This window comes from Paenibacillus sp. MAHUQ-45, assembly GCF_058133325.1.
On sequence record NZ_JBYUPV010000006.1, the window covers coordinates 133,976 to 150,389 of the forward strand.

10 protein-coding genes are annotated in these 16,414 nt (G+C 48.2%); 6 read left to right on the forward strand and 4 right to left on the reverse strand.

What is annotated here, in order from left to right; all coding sequences use genetic code 11:
- The first annotated feature begins 199 nt into the window (after window positions 1–199).
- From AC3Y23_RS15105 to AC3Y23_RS15130, 6 genes are all read left to right on the forward strand, one after another.
- On the forward strand, window positions 200–4,495 hold the full coding sequence (locus AC3Y23_RS15105; protein ID WP_379200249.1) for a discoidin domain-containing protein: 4,296 nt from the start codon (window positions 200–202) through the stop codon (window positions 4,493–4,495).
- 228 nt (window positions 4,496–4,723) lie between these two features.
- The gene (locus tag AC3Y23_RS15110; RefSeq protein ID WP_379200601.1) at window positions 4,724–5,599 is read left to right on the forward strand and encodes an ABC transporter permease; all 876 of its coding nucleotides are present in this window, start codon (window positions 4,724–4,726) and stop codon (window positions 5,597–5,599) included.
- 63 nt (window positions 5,600–5,662) lie between these two features.
- The gene (locus AC3Y23_RS15115) at window positions 5,663–6,523 is read left to right on the forward strand and encodes a carbohydrate ABC transporter permease (protein WP_379200603.1); all 861 of its coding nucleotides are present in this window, start codon (window positions 5,663–5,665) and stop codon (window positions 6,521–6,523) included.
- An 82-nt stretch (window positions 6,524–6,605) separates the two neighbouring features.
- Window positions 6,606–8,333: an extracellular solute-binding protein gene (locus AC3Y23_RS15120; protein ID WP_379200251.1), complete on the forward strand. Its 1,728-nt coding sequence runs from the start codon at window positions 6,606–6,608 to the stop codon at window positions 8,331–8,333.
- Window positions 8,334–8,403: 70 nt separating this feature from the next.
- The gene (locus AC3Y23_RS15125; protein ID WP_379200253.1) at window positions 8,404–9,975 is read left to right on the forward strand and encodes a response regulator transcription factor; all 1,572 of its coding nucleotides are present in this window, start codon (window positions 8,404–8,406) and stop codon (window positions 9,973–9,975) included.
- Window positions 9,976–9,980: 5 nt separating this feature from the next.
- Entirely contained in the window at window positions 9,981–11,783 is a 1,803-nt protein-coding gene (locus AC3Y23_RS15130; RefSeq protein ID WP_379200255.1) for a cache domain-containing sensor histidine kinase, read from the forward strand.
- Window positions 11,784–11,885: 102 nt separating this feature from the next.
- Here AC3Y23_RS15130 and AC3Y23_RS15135 read toward each other — a convergent pair whose 3' ends face one another.
- The 4 genes from AC3Y23_RS15135 to AC3Y23_RS15150 all read right to left on the reverse strand — a co-directional run bounded on the left by AC3Y23_RS15135 (window position 11,886) and on the right by AC3Y23_RS15150 (window position 16,361).
- Complete coding sequence (locus AC3Y23_RS15135) at window positions 11,886–13,565, reverse strand: CPBP family intramembrane glutamic endopeptidase (protein ID WP_379200258.1); 1,680 nt, start codon at window positions 13,563–13,565, stop codon at window positions 11,886–11,888.
- A gap of 137 nt (window positions 13,566–13,702) precedes the next feature.
- On the reverse strand, window positions 13,703–15,250 hold the full coding sequence (locus AC3Y23_RS15140) for a hypothetical protein (RefSeq protein ID WP_379200260.1): 1,548 nt from the start codon (window positions 15,248–15,250) through the stop codon (window positions 13,703–13,705).
- Window positions 15,247–15,978 carry an ABC transporter ATP-binding protein gene (locus AC3Y23_RS15145; RefSeq protein ID WP_379200262.1) on the reverse strand — a complete coding sequence of 244 codons (732 nt, stop codon included), beginning with the start codon at window positions 15,976–15,978 and terminating at the stop codon, window positions 15,247–15,249. The genes AC3Y23_RS15140 and AC3Y23_RS15145 overlap by 4 nt, the downstream gene beginning before the upstream one ends.
- Window positions 15,978–16,361: a GntR family transcriptional regulator gene (locus tag AC3Y23_RS15150; RefSeq protein WP_379200264.1), complete on the reverse strand. Its 384-nt coding sequence runs from the start codon at window positions 16,359–16,361 to the stop codon at window positions 15,978–15,980. The genes AC3Y23_RS15145 and AC3Y23_RS15150 overlap by 1 nt, the downstream gene beginning before the upstream one ends.
- Window positions 16,362–16,414 lie beyond the last annotated feature (53 nt).

Consider the following 16,414-nt stretch of genomic DNA (forward strand, 5'->3'; position numbering starts at 1 on the left):
GCTTTGTGTAATTGTATCCGCATACATAAACAAGTTATATTGGACACGAATTAATGAAAGCGCTTCAAGTTAGTGGCAATTTATAGCCTTTTTAACGTAAAGGAGAGGATGCCTCCCGCAGTTTATGAAAAGAAATGCAAGTGCAAGATCATAATTGGCCATTTTTTAAATGATCACATTTAAGGAGGATGTAATGTTAATGATACCATTCAGTAAGATGAACGGTAACAAAAGTACAAAGTTTATAGCGATGACGCTTGTATTATCCCTGCTTTTAAGTCTGGTGCTGGTTGCTCCGGAGCGGGCCGAGGCAGCACCTTCACATCTACTTTCCCTTGACAGACCGGCTTATGCGTCCGGCTCTGAAGGAAATAACACACCTGATCTCGCGGTGGACGGCAATACAACCTCACGCTGGAGCAGCTCTTGGGGAAATGCAAGCGACTGGATTTATGTTGATCTTGGCGCTTCAGCCCAAGTAGACAGGATTGTGCTGCGTTGGGAGGGCGCGTATGCCAAAGCCTATAAAATTCAAGTATCTCAAGATGAGCTGCAGTGGAACGATATTTATTCCAAGGTGAACGGTACCGGTGGCGTCGAAGATTTTGCAGTAAACGGCACCGGCAGATATGTACGACTTCTAGCTTCTGACAAAGCACTACCTCAATATGGCATCTCGCTCTTCGAGTTTGAGATTTACGGCACTGGTGGTGTGAATCCTCCACCGGTGGTCCTGGGACCGAACGTGGCCCTGAACCGTCCGGTTACGGCCTCTTCTTATGAACAGTCCCCTTACCTACCTCCGAATTCTACTCTGCCGCAGCTGGCAGTTGACGGGAACAAGGACACCCGCTGGTCTTCCAACCCGACAGATGACGAATGGATCAGAGTGGATCTTGGCAGTGTTCGCACGCTAGGCCGAGTGGTTATCGACTGGGAAGCGGCTGCAGGCCGCATCTATGATATCCAGCTCTCCAATGACGGGAACAACTTCACGACTATCTACCGCGAAATGCACGGCGACGGGGGAACACTCAATTTGCCTGTGTATGCCAGCGGTCGTTACTTGCGGATGAAGGGAATCGCCCGGGCAACTACCTTTGGCTACTCGATTTATGAATTCAAGGCCTATGATTATGTGGCAGGTGATCCGAAGCCGACTTACACCATTACCCCTTTGCCGACTCTTACTACAGTTCCAGTGGGACAGGGTAGTCATTCTATGAATAACAACTCGGTTCCACAGCCTAAATACCCGCTCTACAAAGCGGATAATCTGAACGCACCACTGCCGTCGAATGACTGGTGGCAGTCGATTATGGTCAACAAGCTGGGCAATGGCATTATTACCCTGCCGCTTAAATCCAAGTATACCAAGCAAGGACTTAGCGTATTGAACCCTGGTGCCGGCTATTTAAGTGCGGACGGAAAGGCACAGGAAGCGGCAGGCAGTCCGGACCTGTACCTCATGTCCAGCAACATCAATACCTCCTCGATGACCAATCGCATCACTGGCTATGGAGACTGGTCCGCAACTGCAGTACTGAGTGATGGAGCTGTAGAGAAGCTGAAAACCACCTTTGTAAAAGGATCGCCGTATCTTTTCTCGGAATTCAGTGATCCGAATAGCCCTGAACTCTATCTGCCTGCTTCGGTCCGCTTCTTCAATGATCAGAATACAGAAATTTTGGCGGCTGATGGCTCGTCGATCACTGCGGATCATATCGGACTGGAAATCACCAATTCCAATGGTGCACCTACGCCTGCGATGGTAAAAAGAACATATGGTGTGTTCGCTCCTCCGGGCACAACGTTCAAGAAGGTAGGCGCCAAGCTAAAAATTCAACTGGGACAGGGCCAGAACTATTTGTCACTGGCAGCTATTCCGAAGAATGCTGATCTCAGCTATTACCACCAGCACGCATATGCTTTTGTAACCGATACCAAAGTAGTATACAGCTTTAATGAGACCACTTCCGATGTAACGACGGATTTTAATGTGACTACACAGCTGAAACGCTCAGGGTTTGCGAATACAACCCTTATGGCGCAGCTTCCACACCAATGGAAAGTAACAGCTACACCGCTGACAGCACTGTCCTATCCATCCATCCGGGGCACAATGAAAGTGAGTGAAGGCAACACCTTCCGGACCGTAGACAAGTTCTACGGCATCGTACCGCAGTTCACCGAACCGGATGATCCGACCTATTCACGTCAGACGCTGCTGAACCAATTGGCGATACTGGACACAGATACGGCAACTGATCTCATGAAAGCCGATGCCTATTGGCAAGGCAAGAAGCTTCACCCGCTGGCGATGGGCGTACTGATCGCCGATCAGATTGGCAATGACCATTACAAGAATCTGTTCCTGTCCAGAATGAAGACGATTCTTGCGGACTGGTACACATACACAGCGGGCGAATCGGATTACTTCTTCGATTACAATTCTGATTGGGGCACGCTGATCTACAAGACCAGTGAGTTCGGGGCCAACTCCGGCATTACCGACCATCACTTTACCTATGGCTATTATGTATTCGCCTCCGCAGTACTGGCGACTTTCGATAATGATTTCAAGAATAAATACAGCGGCATGGTTGAGGAGTTGATCCGCGATTATGCCAACCCGTCCAAGACCGATCCTAAGTATCCGTACATGCGCAGCTTCGATGCTTATGAAGGACACTCATGGGCTGGCGGTTATGCCGACAATGACAGTGGCAACAACCAGGAAGCCGCCGGAGAGTCATTGTTCGGTTGGGTTGGACAATACATGTGGAGTGCCCTGACTGGGCAGAAGAATTACCGCGATGCTTCCATCATGGGCTTCACCACTGAGCTGAATGCAGTCAAGCAATACTGGTTCAATTATGACAATGACAATTGGCTTCCAAGCTACACTCATAAGACAGTAGGGCAGGTCTATGGCAGCTCCAACTTCTTTGGTACCTTCTTCAATGGTAATCCGGTATATGTATACGGTATCCACTGGCTGCCGACCTCAGAATATTTGACCAGCTATGGTTTTGAAAAAGAAACTGCCAAAGTTGCCGGGCTGTACAGCGGTTTTGTCACCGACAACGGCGGTCCGGAACAGGATTGGTACCATATCGTATGGCCGATTCAGGCGCTGAGCGATCCGCAAGCGGTACTCAATAAATGGAATCCTGCTCCTGTACAGCAGAATGAGTTGTTCAATACCTACTGGTTCGTGCATAGTATGGCATCCCTAGGAAAGCGCAGCACCGATATTTGGGCGACCAACGGACAAAGTGCCACTGTATATAAAAAAGGAACTACTTACCAGGCGTTAATCTGGAATCCGACTGATGCCGAAATTACCGTTACGTTCCGTAATGCAAGCGGTGTCACCGGTTCTGCTAAGGTAGCACCCAAGAAACTAGTTAAGGTAGACCCGACTAAAAATACGACAGGCAACGGTCCGACTGGCCCGAATCTGGCTTTGAACAAGACGGCGACATCCTCGCCGAATCCGAAAACGTTGGCACGCTATGCGTTTGATGGCGACCCTGGCACCAGATGGGAATCCGACTTCAGCGATCCTCAGTTTATCCAGGTTGATCTTGGCTCCTCCAGAACCATCAACTATATTGTTCTGAATTGGGAGGGCGCTTACGCGAAGTCATATAGAATTGAGACTTCCGTGAACGGAACTAGCTGGAATCAAGTCTATTCTACAACGACAGGTGCCGGCGGCATTGAAAGACTGAGCCTTAATCCTACAACCGCCCGCTATGTCAAATTGACAGGAACCGAGCGTGGCACCCCTTACGGTTACTCGCTATGGGAGTTTGAAGTCTATGGAACCGGAGCCAATCTGCTTGCAGCACCGGCCCTTACGGCGGATTCTTCAGCCAGCGTGGACAGTCAACCAGTCAACATTACTTTCCCTGATAGCCCAGCCTGGAGAAAGGCTGTAGATACCATTAAGGTGGACGACAAGGAGCTGACAGCAGACCAGTTTACGATAAATGCAGGTCAAATCGTACTGGATGGCGCGCTGTTCGAAGCTGCCAAAGATTATGAGATTACCGTGGAAGCCTCTGGATATGAAGAGGCCGCTGTACAGCAGCCTGTGGCAGAAGCCAATACGGTAAACCTCGCGCTGCACAAACCCGCGACCTCATCGCCTGATTCTGTTTCGGCCGCCGTATATGCCGTGGACGGAGATCCTGGAACCCGCTGGGAGTCGGCCTACAGTGATGCCCAGTTCATTCAGGTAGACCTTGAAGCGGTGAAGACCGTTAGCCGCGTAGTGCTGGACTGGGAAGGGGCTTATGCCAAGGCGTATACGATTGAGCTGTCAGTGGACGGCAAGACCTGGACACTGGTGCATAACACCAAATCAGGCAAAGGCGGACTGGAGCAGATCAACTTCAATCCGGCAGAGGCTCGTTATGTACGCGTGAACGCTCAGGAGCGAGGTACCAATTATGGGTATTCTTTGTGGGAGTTATCCATCTATTAATAAAAATTACAAGACCGTTGATTATGTAAAATAATCGTTAATTCTTCTCGTAGAGATCGCTTTCACTTTAGCGGTAAGATAATAGCATCAAATGAAAGAAATGGTGATGCTATGAAAAAAGAAACGATACCCAGTGGCGTACCGGGCAAGGCGTATAAACCCTTGAGCACGAAAGCTCCGGGCACGGGAGTCTGGAGCAGGTTCGCTCGGCAGTGGGATTATCAGCTCATGATTCTTCCCTCGATTATATTCATTCTGATCTTCAGCTATATTCCGATGTGGGGCGTGCTTATGGCCTTTAAGGAATACAATATGTTCGAGGGATTTTCTGCTAGTCCGTGGGTCGGGACGATGCACTTCCGGATGTTCTTTGAATCACCGGAGTTCTGGAGCATTGTCAGAAATACTTTTGGCATCAGCTTGCTGAAGCTTCTGATCGGGTTCCCGGCGCCGATTATTTTGGCTCTCATGTTAAATGAAGTGAAAAATATAGTATTTAAAAGCATTGTTCAGACCGTTACGTACATTCCTCACTTTATCTCCTGGGTCGTTGTATCCGGCCTGGTATTCTCGATGCTAGCTGTAGATAATGGTGCGGTGAATGAAGTTTTGGTCAAGATGTCTCTGATTGATAAGCCAATCAACTGGCTGTCCATTCCAGAATACTTCTGGGGCATTCTCGTATCTGTAGGCGTTTGGAAGGAAATCGGGTTTGGTTCCATCGTCTATATGGCAGCTATTGCCGGGATTGATCCAGCGATGTATGAAGCAGCTTCCATTGATGGGGCGAGTAAATTTAAGCAAATCTTCAAAATTACAATTCCGAGCATTGCGCCGGTTATCACGATTTTCCTGCTGCTTGGTGTAGGTAATATCCTGAATGCAGGCTTTGAAGATATCTTGCTGCTGACCAAAAATCTGAATAACGGTATTCTGATGCCTTATGCACAGACGGTAGATACCTATGTATATCAAATGGGGATTCTGAACCAACGTTATTCATACGCGACCGCAGCCGGATTGCTTAAATCGGTGTTGAGCGTACTTCTTCTCTATGTTGCCAATACCATCTCACGCCGTTTTGGCAAAGCCAGTCTCTGGTAGGCCCATTCGGTTCTCATCAAGAAAGGAGGACACTTCTTGAAAAGCAGTCGTTCTGATAAAATCATGCATGGGATTATTTATGTCATACTAATCTTTCTTGCCTTCATTACTTTTTATCCATTCTGGAACTCATTAGTAATCTCGTTTAACAACGGAAGTGATACAGCGCTCGGCGGTGTTACATTCTGGCCCCGTTCGTTCACTTTAGAGAATTACAATATCGTCTTCAAGGAAGATAACATCTTCAGAGCTTATATGATTACCATTATGCGGACGATACTTGGTACAGCGTTATCCATGTTCTTCACATCACTCTTTGCTTACGGTCTTTCCAAGAAAGGCATTGTGTTCAAGAAATTTTACATGATCATCTGTATCGTTACAATGTACTTCACCGGAGGATTGATTCCTTACTTCATCCTCATCTACCAGATGCACCTTTACAATACGTTCACGTTTTTGTTAATTCATGGTATGGTCAATGTATTTAACATGATTATCTTCCGTACCTTCTTTGCAGAGCTACCTGACGGACTTGAGGAATCAGCTAGGATTGACGGAAGCTCGAACTTTGGTGTATTTTTCAAGATTGTACTACCGATCTCTGGACCTGTTATGGCGACACTCGGATTGTTCACCGCCGTTGGATTGTGGAATGACTGGTTCACACCGGCCATCTTTATCAGCGATCAGAATCTGATCCCACTGCAAACGCTGCTTGTCCAGATCATTAATGCAGGCGCTACCGCGAGTCTGATGAGTAATCTGAACTCGTATGCGCAAAGTCTGGTGCAGAACACAGTGACGGTTAAGGCATTGCAGATGGCAACGATGATGATTGCTACGCTGCCGATTCTAATGATCTATCCGTTCCTGCAAAAGTTCTTCGTCAAGGGCGCATTGGTAGGATCACTGAAAGAGTAGTATCAATGGTTATCTGTGGGGGCAGCTTCGGCTGCCACCCACTAATGACATATTAAACTGTAAATGTGAGAGGGGTTATGAAATGAACAAAAATAAGATAGGGCAAGTATTGCTTGTTAGTGCTTTGGCTACAAGTATGCTCGCTGCTTGCTCCAGTAACAACAATAATGCTGCGCCTGAAGCAAGTCCCGCTGCAACCAACACAGAGAAAAGTGCAGAAAATACAGGAACCAACACAACTCCTACCAACAGTCCAGCAGCTGAAGCTGAAGACGCAGCTGCAAAAGTGAAACCGGTTACGTTCACAAGTTTTGTCAATTATGACTGGTACACTGCACCAACATGGGCAGAAAGACCGCATGGTCAATGGATTACAGAGCATCTCAAGGTTACACTTGATCCGGTACAATCTAACGGCGCTGCAGCTCAAAAGCTGAATGCTATGATCGTATCCAATCAATTGCCTGACAATATTATTTTGGACCGCGGTAAAGACGTGGAGCGTCTGCAAAAAGCAGGAAAGCTGGTTGCAATCGACCCTTACCTGGAGAAGTATCCTGAGTTTGTAAAGAATGTAGGCGAGGAAACGCTGAACATGCTGCGCAGTGAAGATGGCAAGCTGTATCAGATTCCGAACTGGTACATCAGCGGTAAGAACGGTAATGGTAACGCAGCATATCTCGTAGAGAAGAAGACCTATAAAGCGCTTGGATCTCCTAAACTTGAAACATGGGATGACCTTGAGTCCTACCTGAAGCAAGTCAAAGAAAAATTCCCTAACATGGTGCCGATTGACTTTGGTGAAACTCGTGATGGCGCTGATTTACAAATGATCGGTATGTTTTACAGTGGTTCAGCGGATGACCGTACACCTGGTTTTATCTCTCCGGGATCGGGCCAAATTTTCGGGGTACCAAACGGCGCTGAGCTGACTTCGGTCTACCAGGATCAAGGCTTTAAGGATACTGCCCTGTATGCAAGCAGATTGTTCCGTGAAGGTCTGACTTCCCAGGATTTGCTGACCCAAACACGTGATCAGGTGCTTGAGAAACTGAAAACCGGTAAAATCGCTGTATTCGGCGCTTATGACGCAGTAGTTGAAGGTATCGGACGCGAAGCGAACAACCTGCTGACTGCTAAAGATCCTGAAGGTGGCTACGAGCCAATCTGGCCTGTACACAAAGAAGGCGTAGACAAGGATAAAGTCTATCCTTCCGGCTACAACACATTGGGTTGGAACGTAAACGTAATTACTACCAATGCAAAAGATCCTGAAGCTATCTTCTCGTACATGAACTGGGCAACCAGCCCTGAAGGACAACAAGTATTATTCTTCGGGCCTCCTGGATTATTTTATGATAAAGTAGAAGATGGAGTACCTATTCCAAATGATGCTTATATCCATCGCGATCCTAAGAAATACGATGAATTGAAAATTGGCGAATTTAACTGGTACGGAAATACTTCCTATGTTGATAAAGTAAAAGCAGAGCGCGAGAAGCTGCTGCCTTCCGAAGCACAGGATTGGACGACACTGGCTCAGTCCACCGTATCTTTCAAGACTTCCAAGAACATCACCGAGTTCTCGAATCTTGATCCAGCTCCTAACTCCGAAGAGGGTATCATTCTGCAACGTTTGAAAGACCAATACGCTCAGGTTCTGCCTAAGATCATCTTCGCGAAGAGCGACGAAGAAGTGCTTCGTTTGATCGAGGAAACTGACAAAGAAGCAGCTAAGATGGGTTATGATAAAGTTCTGAAATGGAAAACAAATGTATGGCAACAAAATCTCAGCAAAATTAAAGGCTAACGCCAGTTAAGGCGGGAAAAAGAGGACACAATCCGTGCCCTCTTTTCCTCATGAAGGGGGAGGGATTGTCATGTATAGGGCCGTGCTTGTGGACGATGAGAATTATGATCTGGAGGGGCTTCGCTGTCTCATCCCCTGGAATGACCTTGGGATCGAGGTAGTTTGTAGTGAGAACAAGGCGCTTGCTGCGCTTCAGTTTATTGAGAACCATGATATTGATTTGCTGATCACCGACATTAAAATGCCGGTGATTTCTGGCATTGAGCTATCACGCAAGGCTCTGGAGAAGAATCCGGGCATCAAAACTGTCTTTATCAGCGGCTATCAGGATTTCCATTATGCCAAGCAGGCGCTTGATCTTAAGGCGCATGGCTATATTCTGAAGCCGGTTGATGATGAGGAGATCGTGACGGTTCTCAAGACGGCTATTGCAGAACTGGACAGTGAACGTGTCAAGCGAAGTGAAGATACCAGTGTCATGACCTCGTTTGAGTTCATCAAGAGCGATGTGCTGAGGCATTTACTGGAGGGGACGATTGATCAGGAGACCTTTGCTGCTTTTCTGGCACGATATCCAATGGATTTAGTTTTTACAAGCGCTTACGCGGTGCTCATTGAGGCCGATGATGTACTGTTACGGATCGGCGAGAATCCGGAAGCCGGAAATGCTGCGCTGGACGATCTCTATAGCTATATCGCCAACCGACTTGAGGTAGCGGGTACCGGTAAAATATGCCGTTTCAACCGCTCACAAATTGGGCTGATCTATACCTCGGAGCCAGACCTACTGGAATTGCAGTTGCAAAAGCTGGTGCAAGAGGTGCGTGAGGGGACCTCGTTTACGATAACTGTAAGCTATGGAAGTCAGGTGACTTCATTAGAAGAGTTGCCGCTCTCTTTTTCCCAAGCCAAGACCTTTATGAACGGCAAAATGTTCATCGGCAAGAACCGGGTCATCCACCCCGTAATGAACAAGTCAGGAATGACTAAAGACATCAAGGATCTCAGTGTTGTGCTAGAAGCCATGTTTGGTGCGATGGCCGGATACAGACTGATTGATATTTGCGACTGTATTGATGAGCTGTTCGAAGTGGCCGCCGAATTTGAGCATCCGGTTAAGGTATACAACTTCTCTATTCACATTGCAACCCGGCTTGAAGCTTACCTGGGAACACTGAATGAGACCTATGAGAGTCTCCTCGGCTGGGGTATCCAGCAAATGGATGTAATACATAATTTAGAAACTGTTGAGGACATCAAACGGTGGCTTCGCAATACGTTGTTCCAAATCTCGGAGATTCTGTTTATGAAGAAGCAGCATAAGAACCGGCGTTTAATGGAGCACATTGAACAGTACATCAAGGAGAAGCTGTCTGATAACCTGACGCTGCGCGAGGTGGCCAACCATTTTGCCTATTCTCCGAATCACCTGGGTGTAATGTTCAAGGAGCACATGGGAGAAAGCTTCAATGAATATCTGGTCCGCATCCGTATGGAAAAGGCGATTACCCTGCTGGATCAGCACCAATTCAAGATTTATGAGGTGGCTGAGAAGGTGGGCTACAAGAATATTGCCTATTTCAGCAGACAATTCCGTGAGTATTTCAACATTACCGCCGCAGACTACAGAAAGCAGAGTTGATCTTCATGAAGAGACGCTTTCCTTCCTCTTATATGCCTTTAGGCTACAAGCTGTTGATATCCTATTTGCTGCTGGTGCTGACTCCGGTCATTGGCATCGGCAGTTATGCGTACATCTCTTCCGTAAATACGATTGCCGAGCATACTCGAAGTAATCTTGAAGTTACCGTGAAGCAGGTCGGCAGCAATGTTGATTATCGCTTGAAGGACCTGATTCGCAGCTCAGATGAGATCTACACGGATCAGACGTTGTCACGTTATTTGACTGGTTATCATTCGGGGTGGGAAAAATACAATATTATGTCCCAATACATTCTGCCCAAATTGGAGAATGCCGCCAACCTGCCTAACCAGGAAGTGATGCTGTCCCTGTATGTGGATAACCCGAATGTAAGTGAGTATTACTATCTTAGCGAGTATTACTATAGTGATAACAATTCGAAAAGCGCGGGACAGGGAGGACGCAAGTATGCACTGTTCCACACCCAGCGGATTCAGAATACGGAATGGTATCGATCACTGGATCTGCATTTTGGCTCAGCTGAGTGGAAGCAGGTGGACAAGGACAGGGAGACGGGTAGCATCTCTTATCTCCGGCCACTGATCAATTACGATTCCTTGCAACTGAGCGGCCTGTTCAAAATGACGGTGAATATGAAGTATATTTTCTCCGACGTAGATACTGGACATCTGGGTGAGGACAGCATCCTCTTTATAGTGGACGATAAGGATCATCTGCTGTTCTCCAGCTCGAAGAATCTGGTAGACCCGGCGATGCTGTCTGGTGCTGCCAATGGGGATATCGTCAAACCTGACTCTTATATGGAGATTAAGACTCCAATTGATAACATGGCGGCGAGCATAGTAGCCTGGGTCCCGTATTCTTCATTGAAAAAGAACTCCGAACAAGTCCGTAATGTGACTATATTGATCTGCGTATTGATTCTGGCGTTACTGTTCGTGATCAGTATTATTATGTCCCAGTATTTCTCGCGGCGGTTCATGAAGCTGACGGCCTCTCTGAAGTCTTTCCAGGAGGGGAACTTCCACAAGCGAATGCCGATTCAAGGGAACGATGAATTTTCAGAGATTGGCAGTGCCTTCAATGATATGGCGTCGACCATACAGCGCTTGATCGATGAAGTGTATGTCAGCAATCTGGAGAAGAAGGAAACGGAGCTGCAGGTGCTTCATTCCCAGATGAATCCGCATTTTCTGTACAACACCTTCTCATCGATTAGCCGGATGGCGAAGCTGGGGGAAATTGATAAGCTGCACGAGATCGTACGGGCTTTGGCCAGATTCTACCGCCTTTCCTTGCATCGCGGAGATATGATCATTCCGATTGAGCAGGAGATTCAGATCGTGGAATCCTATCTGGAGATTCAGAAGATCAAGAACGCTGATCGAATCAAAGTGACGTATGAGATTGATCCGGAAGTGATGGAATATGAGACGGTGAAGTTTATTTTGCAACCTTTTGTGGAAAATGCTCTGGAGCATGCTTGGTACGATGATGAGATTTCGATTATTATTCGTGCGTACTCTGAAGGCGAGGACTTATGCTTCGAGGTAGAAGATAATGGACTTGGTATGAAGGAAGAGATCATCGAACTGGTGTTGGATCCGACAGACAAGGGGATTGGTTATGGCATCCGCAATGTAGATCAGCGCATTAAGCTGCAGTATGGCAAGGAATACGGTGTAATTATCAATAGCTCGCTGGGTGAGGGAACGGTCATTCAAATCCGCTTTCCCTCCCGTTTGCCCGGCAAGGATACGAAAGGTGGACACGGCTTGATGATGTAATCGAAGCTGTGGTACCAATCTCTACATTTAAAAGGGATGTTCCAAATAAAAGGGATGCTCCAAAGGCCGGAGAACGAACGGCCTTTAGGAGCATCCCTTTCTTTATATCATTGAATTGGAGATTTCTGTATCGTGCGGGGTCTTGGGTCGGTTAAACAAGTAGACGATATAAGCCACCAGGAGGGGCATCACGATGGCAAAGACGCCTGCCCACATATTGACACTCTCCTTCATGAAGATCAGCGTCACGCCCATTAGAATGCTGTCAAACACGACATGGCTGAACATGACGGCGATAAAGCCGTAGCGCAGGAAAATGTAGCTGAACAGCAGTCCGATTACAGTTAGCTCAATCGGGCGCGAGGAGATCGGATAGATCGGGTACAGCGTATGCCCGAAAGCCCAGATGAGGGTTGTGATCAGGCTGGCGACCAACGTGCTGCGTACGATTTTCTTCAGCATGCGGATCCCGAACAGACGGTATACGGCCTCCTCAGACAGACCCGCCAGCCAGGCTACGACCGGCAGCAGCCAAGCGTACCTCATATTATAAGGTGACTGGCTGGCATCGGTGGTCGACCAATTATGCAGGGTGAGCGACAGGAGGATGAACATTAGTGTTTGTACCCCAAGCAGGATAAAGGCCCAGACGTACCCAGCACGAATGCTGTCCAGCACATATTTGCCGTATCCCGGCTCTTTGGCACGAGGCCACGGGTTCATCCCTTCTTCTTTACGCCAGAGGCCGTCTCCGCCGACTAGTGAGAAGTAGAGAAGGCAAGACATCAGCAGGCTGTACAGCGCATAAATCACGAACATCACAATGGCTGTAACCCGTGCCTCGACATTATCCCCTGAGGTCTCCGGTAGCATGTTGTACGTGGTGGCCATCATGATCAGAAAATGAACGGTGCTGAGGAAGAGGCCGCGCTTGAAGGAGGTATGACTCCGCTTCAGAATGCTGTAGATTAGGGCCAGCACGCCCAGGGCGATGGTCGGTAGGCCATAGCCGTACAAGGTCAGCTTCGTAGCAAGCGACTTCTGGCTGTCCACGTACGAGGTATGCCAGCTTGGTGCTGCAAATCCAGGCTTGAAGGAGGAGACATCCCCTCCGTCAAAAGTAAATTGATACTGCAGGCGTGATTCTCCTACAGTGACTGAGCTGTCCGTGTACGTCAGTCCGGAACTGCCGCTGCTATTAGGCTCAATTTGTAGCTTGGCAGGATTGACGCCCCATTCCTTAAGCCAGGGACGAGCTAGCTGTTCCTTCTGGGCCAAGGACAGTGGCGCCGCTTCCTCGCTCGCGGCAATGGATTGAGGCCGGGTTCGAGAAGTGCCGCCAGTGACGGCTGCCCCACGGGCAAAGCTGACAGCCTGCCCGGTATACATGTTGAGATTCACGGTCAGAAGAGCACCATTCTGACCTGCGGGTGTGAAGGCCGCATGGTACACATCGTAAGGATAATGCTGGTCCAGTTTCTTTTTGCTATAGTCCTCCAGCAGCTTCTCCCGGGACATATAGCCGAAGAAGGAAGAGTCGGATTCGTAGGTGATATTCCATTCTCCATCCGTGACGGTATAACCTAGCTTCTGTGCCGCGAATACTGCGGCGTTACTCTTGGCTACGTCTTTACTGATTACTGCGGTACTTCCTTCAGGTACACCCCCGAGTAGGGAAGGAAACACTTGGAACATAATGAACAGGGCAATGCCTATGATGCCCGAAATAATAAGCCCTTTGGAGAGAGGACGCTGCTTAAGGGGCTGGCCGACGGGATTCATATAACGCCTCCTTTTGGTTGAACTCGTGTACTATGGCATTACTTGCAATACTGTATAAATGAGGGCAATCAGATTATTTTGCTTGTCTACAATCTTCTAACAAGTATTCTTACGCAAAGGGACCTGTTTTTATGATTTTAAAGTTTCTTCTGTACAGCCGTCTCATTACGTTGAGCTATAACCAGGTGAAGATATTTGGCCCCGACAGGGAGGCAGGCTATGGCAAGCGGTAATCCGATCAAGGTTACCCAGCCAAGCAGCTGCCAATCCGGCGACTGTCCGAGCTGTACATTTTCCGGGATCAGGGTATTATTTACAATCGTTTGTTGAAGCGCAATGATCAGATACAGTGGAAAGAGGAGAGCACTCAATATTCTTGATTTCATTAGATAGTAGCTGATTTGCAGCAGACAGAGAGACAGGGTGAGCAACAGTGTTGACGTCAAGACGATATATGCGAACCAATGCAGATAATTCGTCACATCAGCAAGATGTATTCTACCCCCTGCGAGAGATGCTCCAATTCCGGCTAGAGTTGCTATGCCCATCATCAGATGGATTCGAAGGACGGTGACCATTGTTGCGGCGATATTGGAGGCCATAAGCAGAAGTCTGGGTTGTGGAAAAGAGAGTCGCCAATTTAGTTGCTTGTGTTCCACCCCACTCTTGCACATGAGCCATACGGAAGCTGCCACTACAGGCACGATAAATTGCAGCTTGGTCAGAGTGATTACAAACTGATCGTCTCTTGGAAACAGGTAGAACAAGATAAAAGATCCAGCAAGAACAACTCCCTTGATCACTTTAATGGGTATTAATGCTTCAAAATGTTGCAGACGGCTGCGCTCCAGTTGATACAGTGCCCGGAATCCGGAAGAATACCGGTACGACTTCACGGTGTTCTGCTCTTTAACAACCGGAAGCTGTACTGCCAAGAAATTGTAGCGGATCTCACTCATTCTTTCGAGACCAGCCTTAGCAATCCATTGGATCAGCATATAGCTTAGAGGCCAGCCAATCAGCAGAATACCTAGCGAATACAGCAGTATATAGGACGGTTTCAGGGACTGTAATTGCGCACCGTTCAAAGCAGCAGAATTTAAGTACGTAGCCAAAGCCATCAACGGCGACAGCCATAATAATGAAAAGGGGATGAGCAGCAGCAGTTTCCAGCCCATAAGAATGGTTCCTGCCAGCAGTCCGCATACAATGGCGAGCGGAAGGATGGAGGCCGTAAACAGTGCATGAGCGACTAATGTTAGGACAAGATCTTTAAACGGAAAGTACCCATAGTGTCCCGTCAGGCTGAAGAGCACATACAGTCCGATATTAGAGGTGATAACGATGGAACCGAGATACAGTCCATGTCTAAACAGGCTTATCGCCTTGGCATACAGCAGTAGCTTCCGAGGGTGTGGGAAATTCAGAATCCACTCCCGGCTGCCATGAGCTGTGAACAACAGCATGTCGACTGCAGAAAGATACATGATGATTCCTACTATAAAAATGGTGCCTGCTGTAAACGGAGCCTGCAGAGAAGGTTGTCTACTATGAAAGAGATACCATCCGATGCTTACGAGCAGAATAAATAGAGCTACAGTGATTCCCCAAAAAGATTTTCGGCCCCATTTAAAAGGATTATAGCGACTGTACTCCAGGTCTGTTAACGCTCTAAGCGCTGTCATGCGAACACTTCCCTGTAACGTGATTCAACGGAAAGACCAGACTGGCGAAGCTGCTCTACATCCTCAATACCATGAATCCGTCCGCCACCGATCAAGATTAGACGATCAAACAGCAGCTCCATCTCCCGGATATCATGTGTAGCAATCAAAAAGGTACGCTCACCATCAGCCATCTCTCGCACAACTGTGGATGCAATTTCCTCTCTGGAAATGAGGTCCACACCAGTGAAGGGTTCATCGAGTATAACTAGCGGAGCTTTGCGGGACAGGCAGGTCAGCAGCTGCAGCCGGGCTTCTTCCCCGCGTGACAAGGTCGAGATGCGGGATTCTCTCTTGACGGAGAGCTGCCCCATTAGCTGCTCTGCCTTCACATTGTCCCAATCGGGATAAATACCTTCGGCAAAGTGGAGCCAGCGTTGTACGGTCAGCCAGCCGGGCAGATTGCTGCGATCCGGCAACAGGGATAACTGTCCTAGACGCTCTACCCCAGCAGGTTCACCGAAGATCTTCACGGAGCCGGAGTCTGGTGCAGCGAGTCCAGTAATCAGGCGTAATAAGGTAGACTTGCCCGCACCGTTGGGGCCAAGCAGTCCCGTGATACTACCCCGGGGAATATGAAAGCTTACGTCGTCCAAAAGTGTCTTTTTCCTCACGCGAAGCGTTAGGTTCTGACATTGGACGGCTGCCGGGTATTCTGGCAGTGATGAAATATCGTTATTCGTACGCATCAAGATTCCTCCTTATCAAATTGTAGCATCTGCTCTGCTGTCAGCCCCAGGCTGGCACCCACAGCTTTAAATTGCCGCACGGCCTCCAGGATCATATCTTTGCGGGCCTCCTCGATGATGACCTCATCTCTCGTAACAAAGGTACCCTGTCCACGATAGGTGACGATCAGGCCCATCCGCTCCAGCTCCTGATAGGTTCTTGCAGCTGTAGTCGGATTCACGCTCCGATCGGCTGCCAAATCCCTCACAGATGGCAGACGCGAGCCAGGTGGGATAAGTCCGGTAACAATCCGGCCTCGGATGGCTTCGACGAATTGTTCATAAATGGGACGCGAGGGATTGATATGAAATTGCTGCGGTAGCAGCTCCAAAGATTCTTCCATGTCTTCCCCCTAAAAAAATGTGTATGGGTATGGGTCATACACTTGTTGTGTGT

What these genes read in the sequence shown, in the direction of transcription:
- AC3Y23_RS15115 (WP_379200603.1), top strand. Translation starts at nt 5,663, where the DNA reads ATGCATGGGATTATTTATGTCATACTAATCTTTCTTGCCTTCATTACT.
- AC3Y23_RS15145 (WP_379200262.1), bottom strand. Translation starts at nt 15,978, where the DNA reads ATGCGTACGAATAACGATATTTCATCACTGCCAGAATACCCGGCAGCC.
- AC3Y23_RS15130 (WP_379200255.1), top strand. Translation starts at nt 9,981, where the DNA reads ATGAAGAGACGCTTTCCTTCCTCTTATATGCCTTTAGGCTACAAGCTG.
- AC3Y23_RS15120 (WP_379200251.1), top strand. Translation starts at nt 6,606, where the DNA reads ATGAACAAAAATAAGATAGGGCAAGTATTGCTTGTTAGTGCTTTGGCT.
- AC3Y23_RS15150 (WP_379200264.1), bottom strand. Translation starts at nt 16,361, where the DNA reads ATGGAAGAATCTTTGGAGCTGCTACCGCAGCAATTTCATATCAATCCC.
- AC3Y23_RS15135 (WP_379200258.1), bottom strand. Translation starts at nt 13,565, where the DNA reads ATGAATCCCGTCGGCCAGCCCCTTAAGCAGCGTCCTCTCTCCAAAGGG.
- AC3Y23_RS15125 (WP_379200253.1), top strand. Translation starts at nt 8,404, where the DNA reads ATGTATAGGGCCGTGCTTGTGGACGATGAGAATTATGATCTGGAGGGG.
- AC3Y23_RS15105 (WP_379200249.1), top strand. Translation starts at nt 200, where the DNA reads ATGATACCATTCAGTAAGATGAACGGTAACAAAAGTACAAAGTTTATA.
- AC3Y23_RS15140 (WP_379200260.1), bottom strand. Translation starts at nt 15,250, where the DNA reads ATGACAGCGCTTAGAGCGTTAACAGACCTGGAGTACAGTCGCTATAAT.
- AC3Y23_RS15110 (WP_379200601.1), top strand. Translation starts at nt 4,724, where the DNA reads ATGATTCTTCCCTCGATTATATTCATTCTGATCTTCAGCTATATTCCG.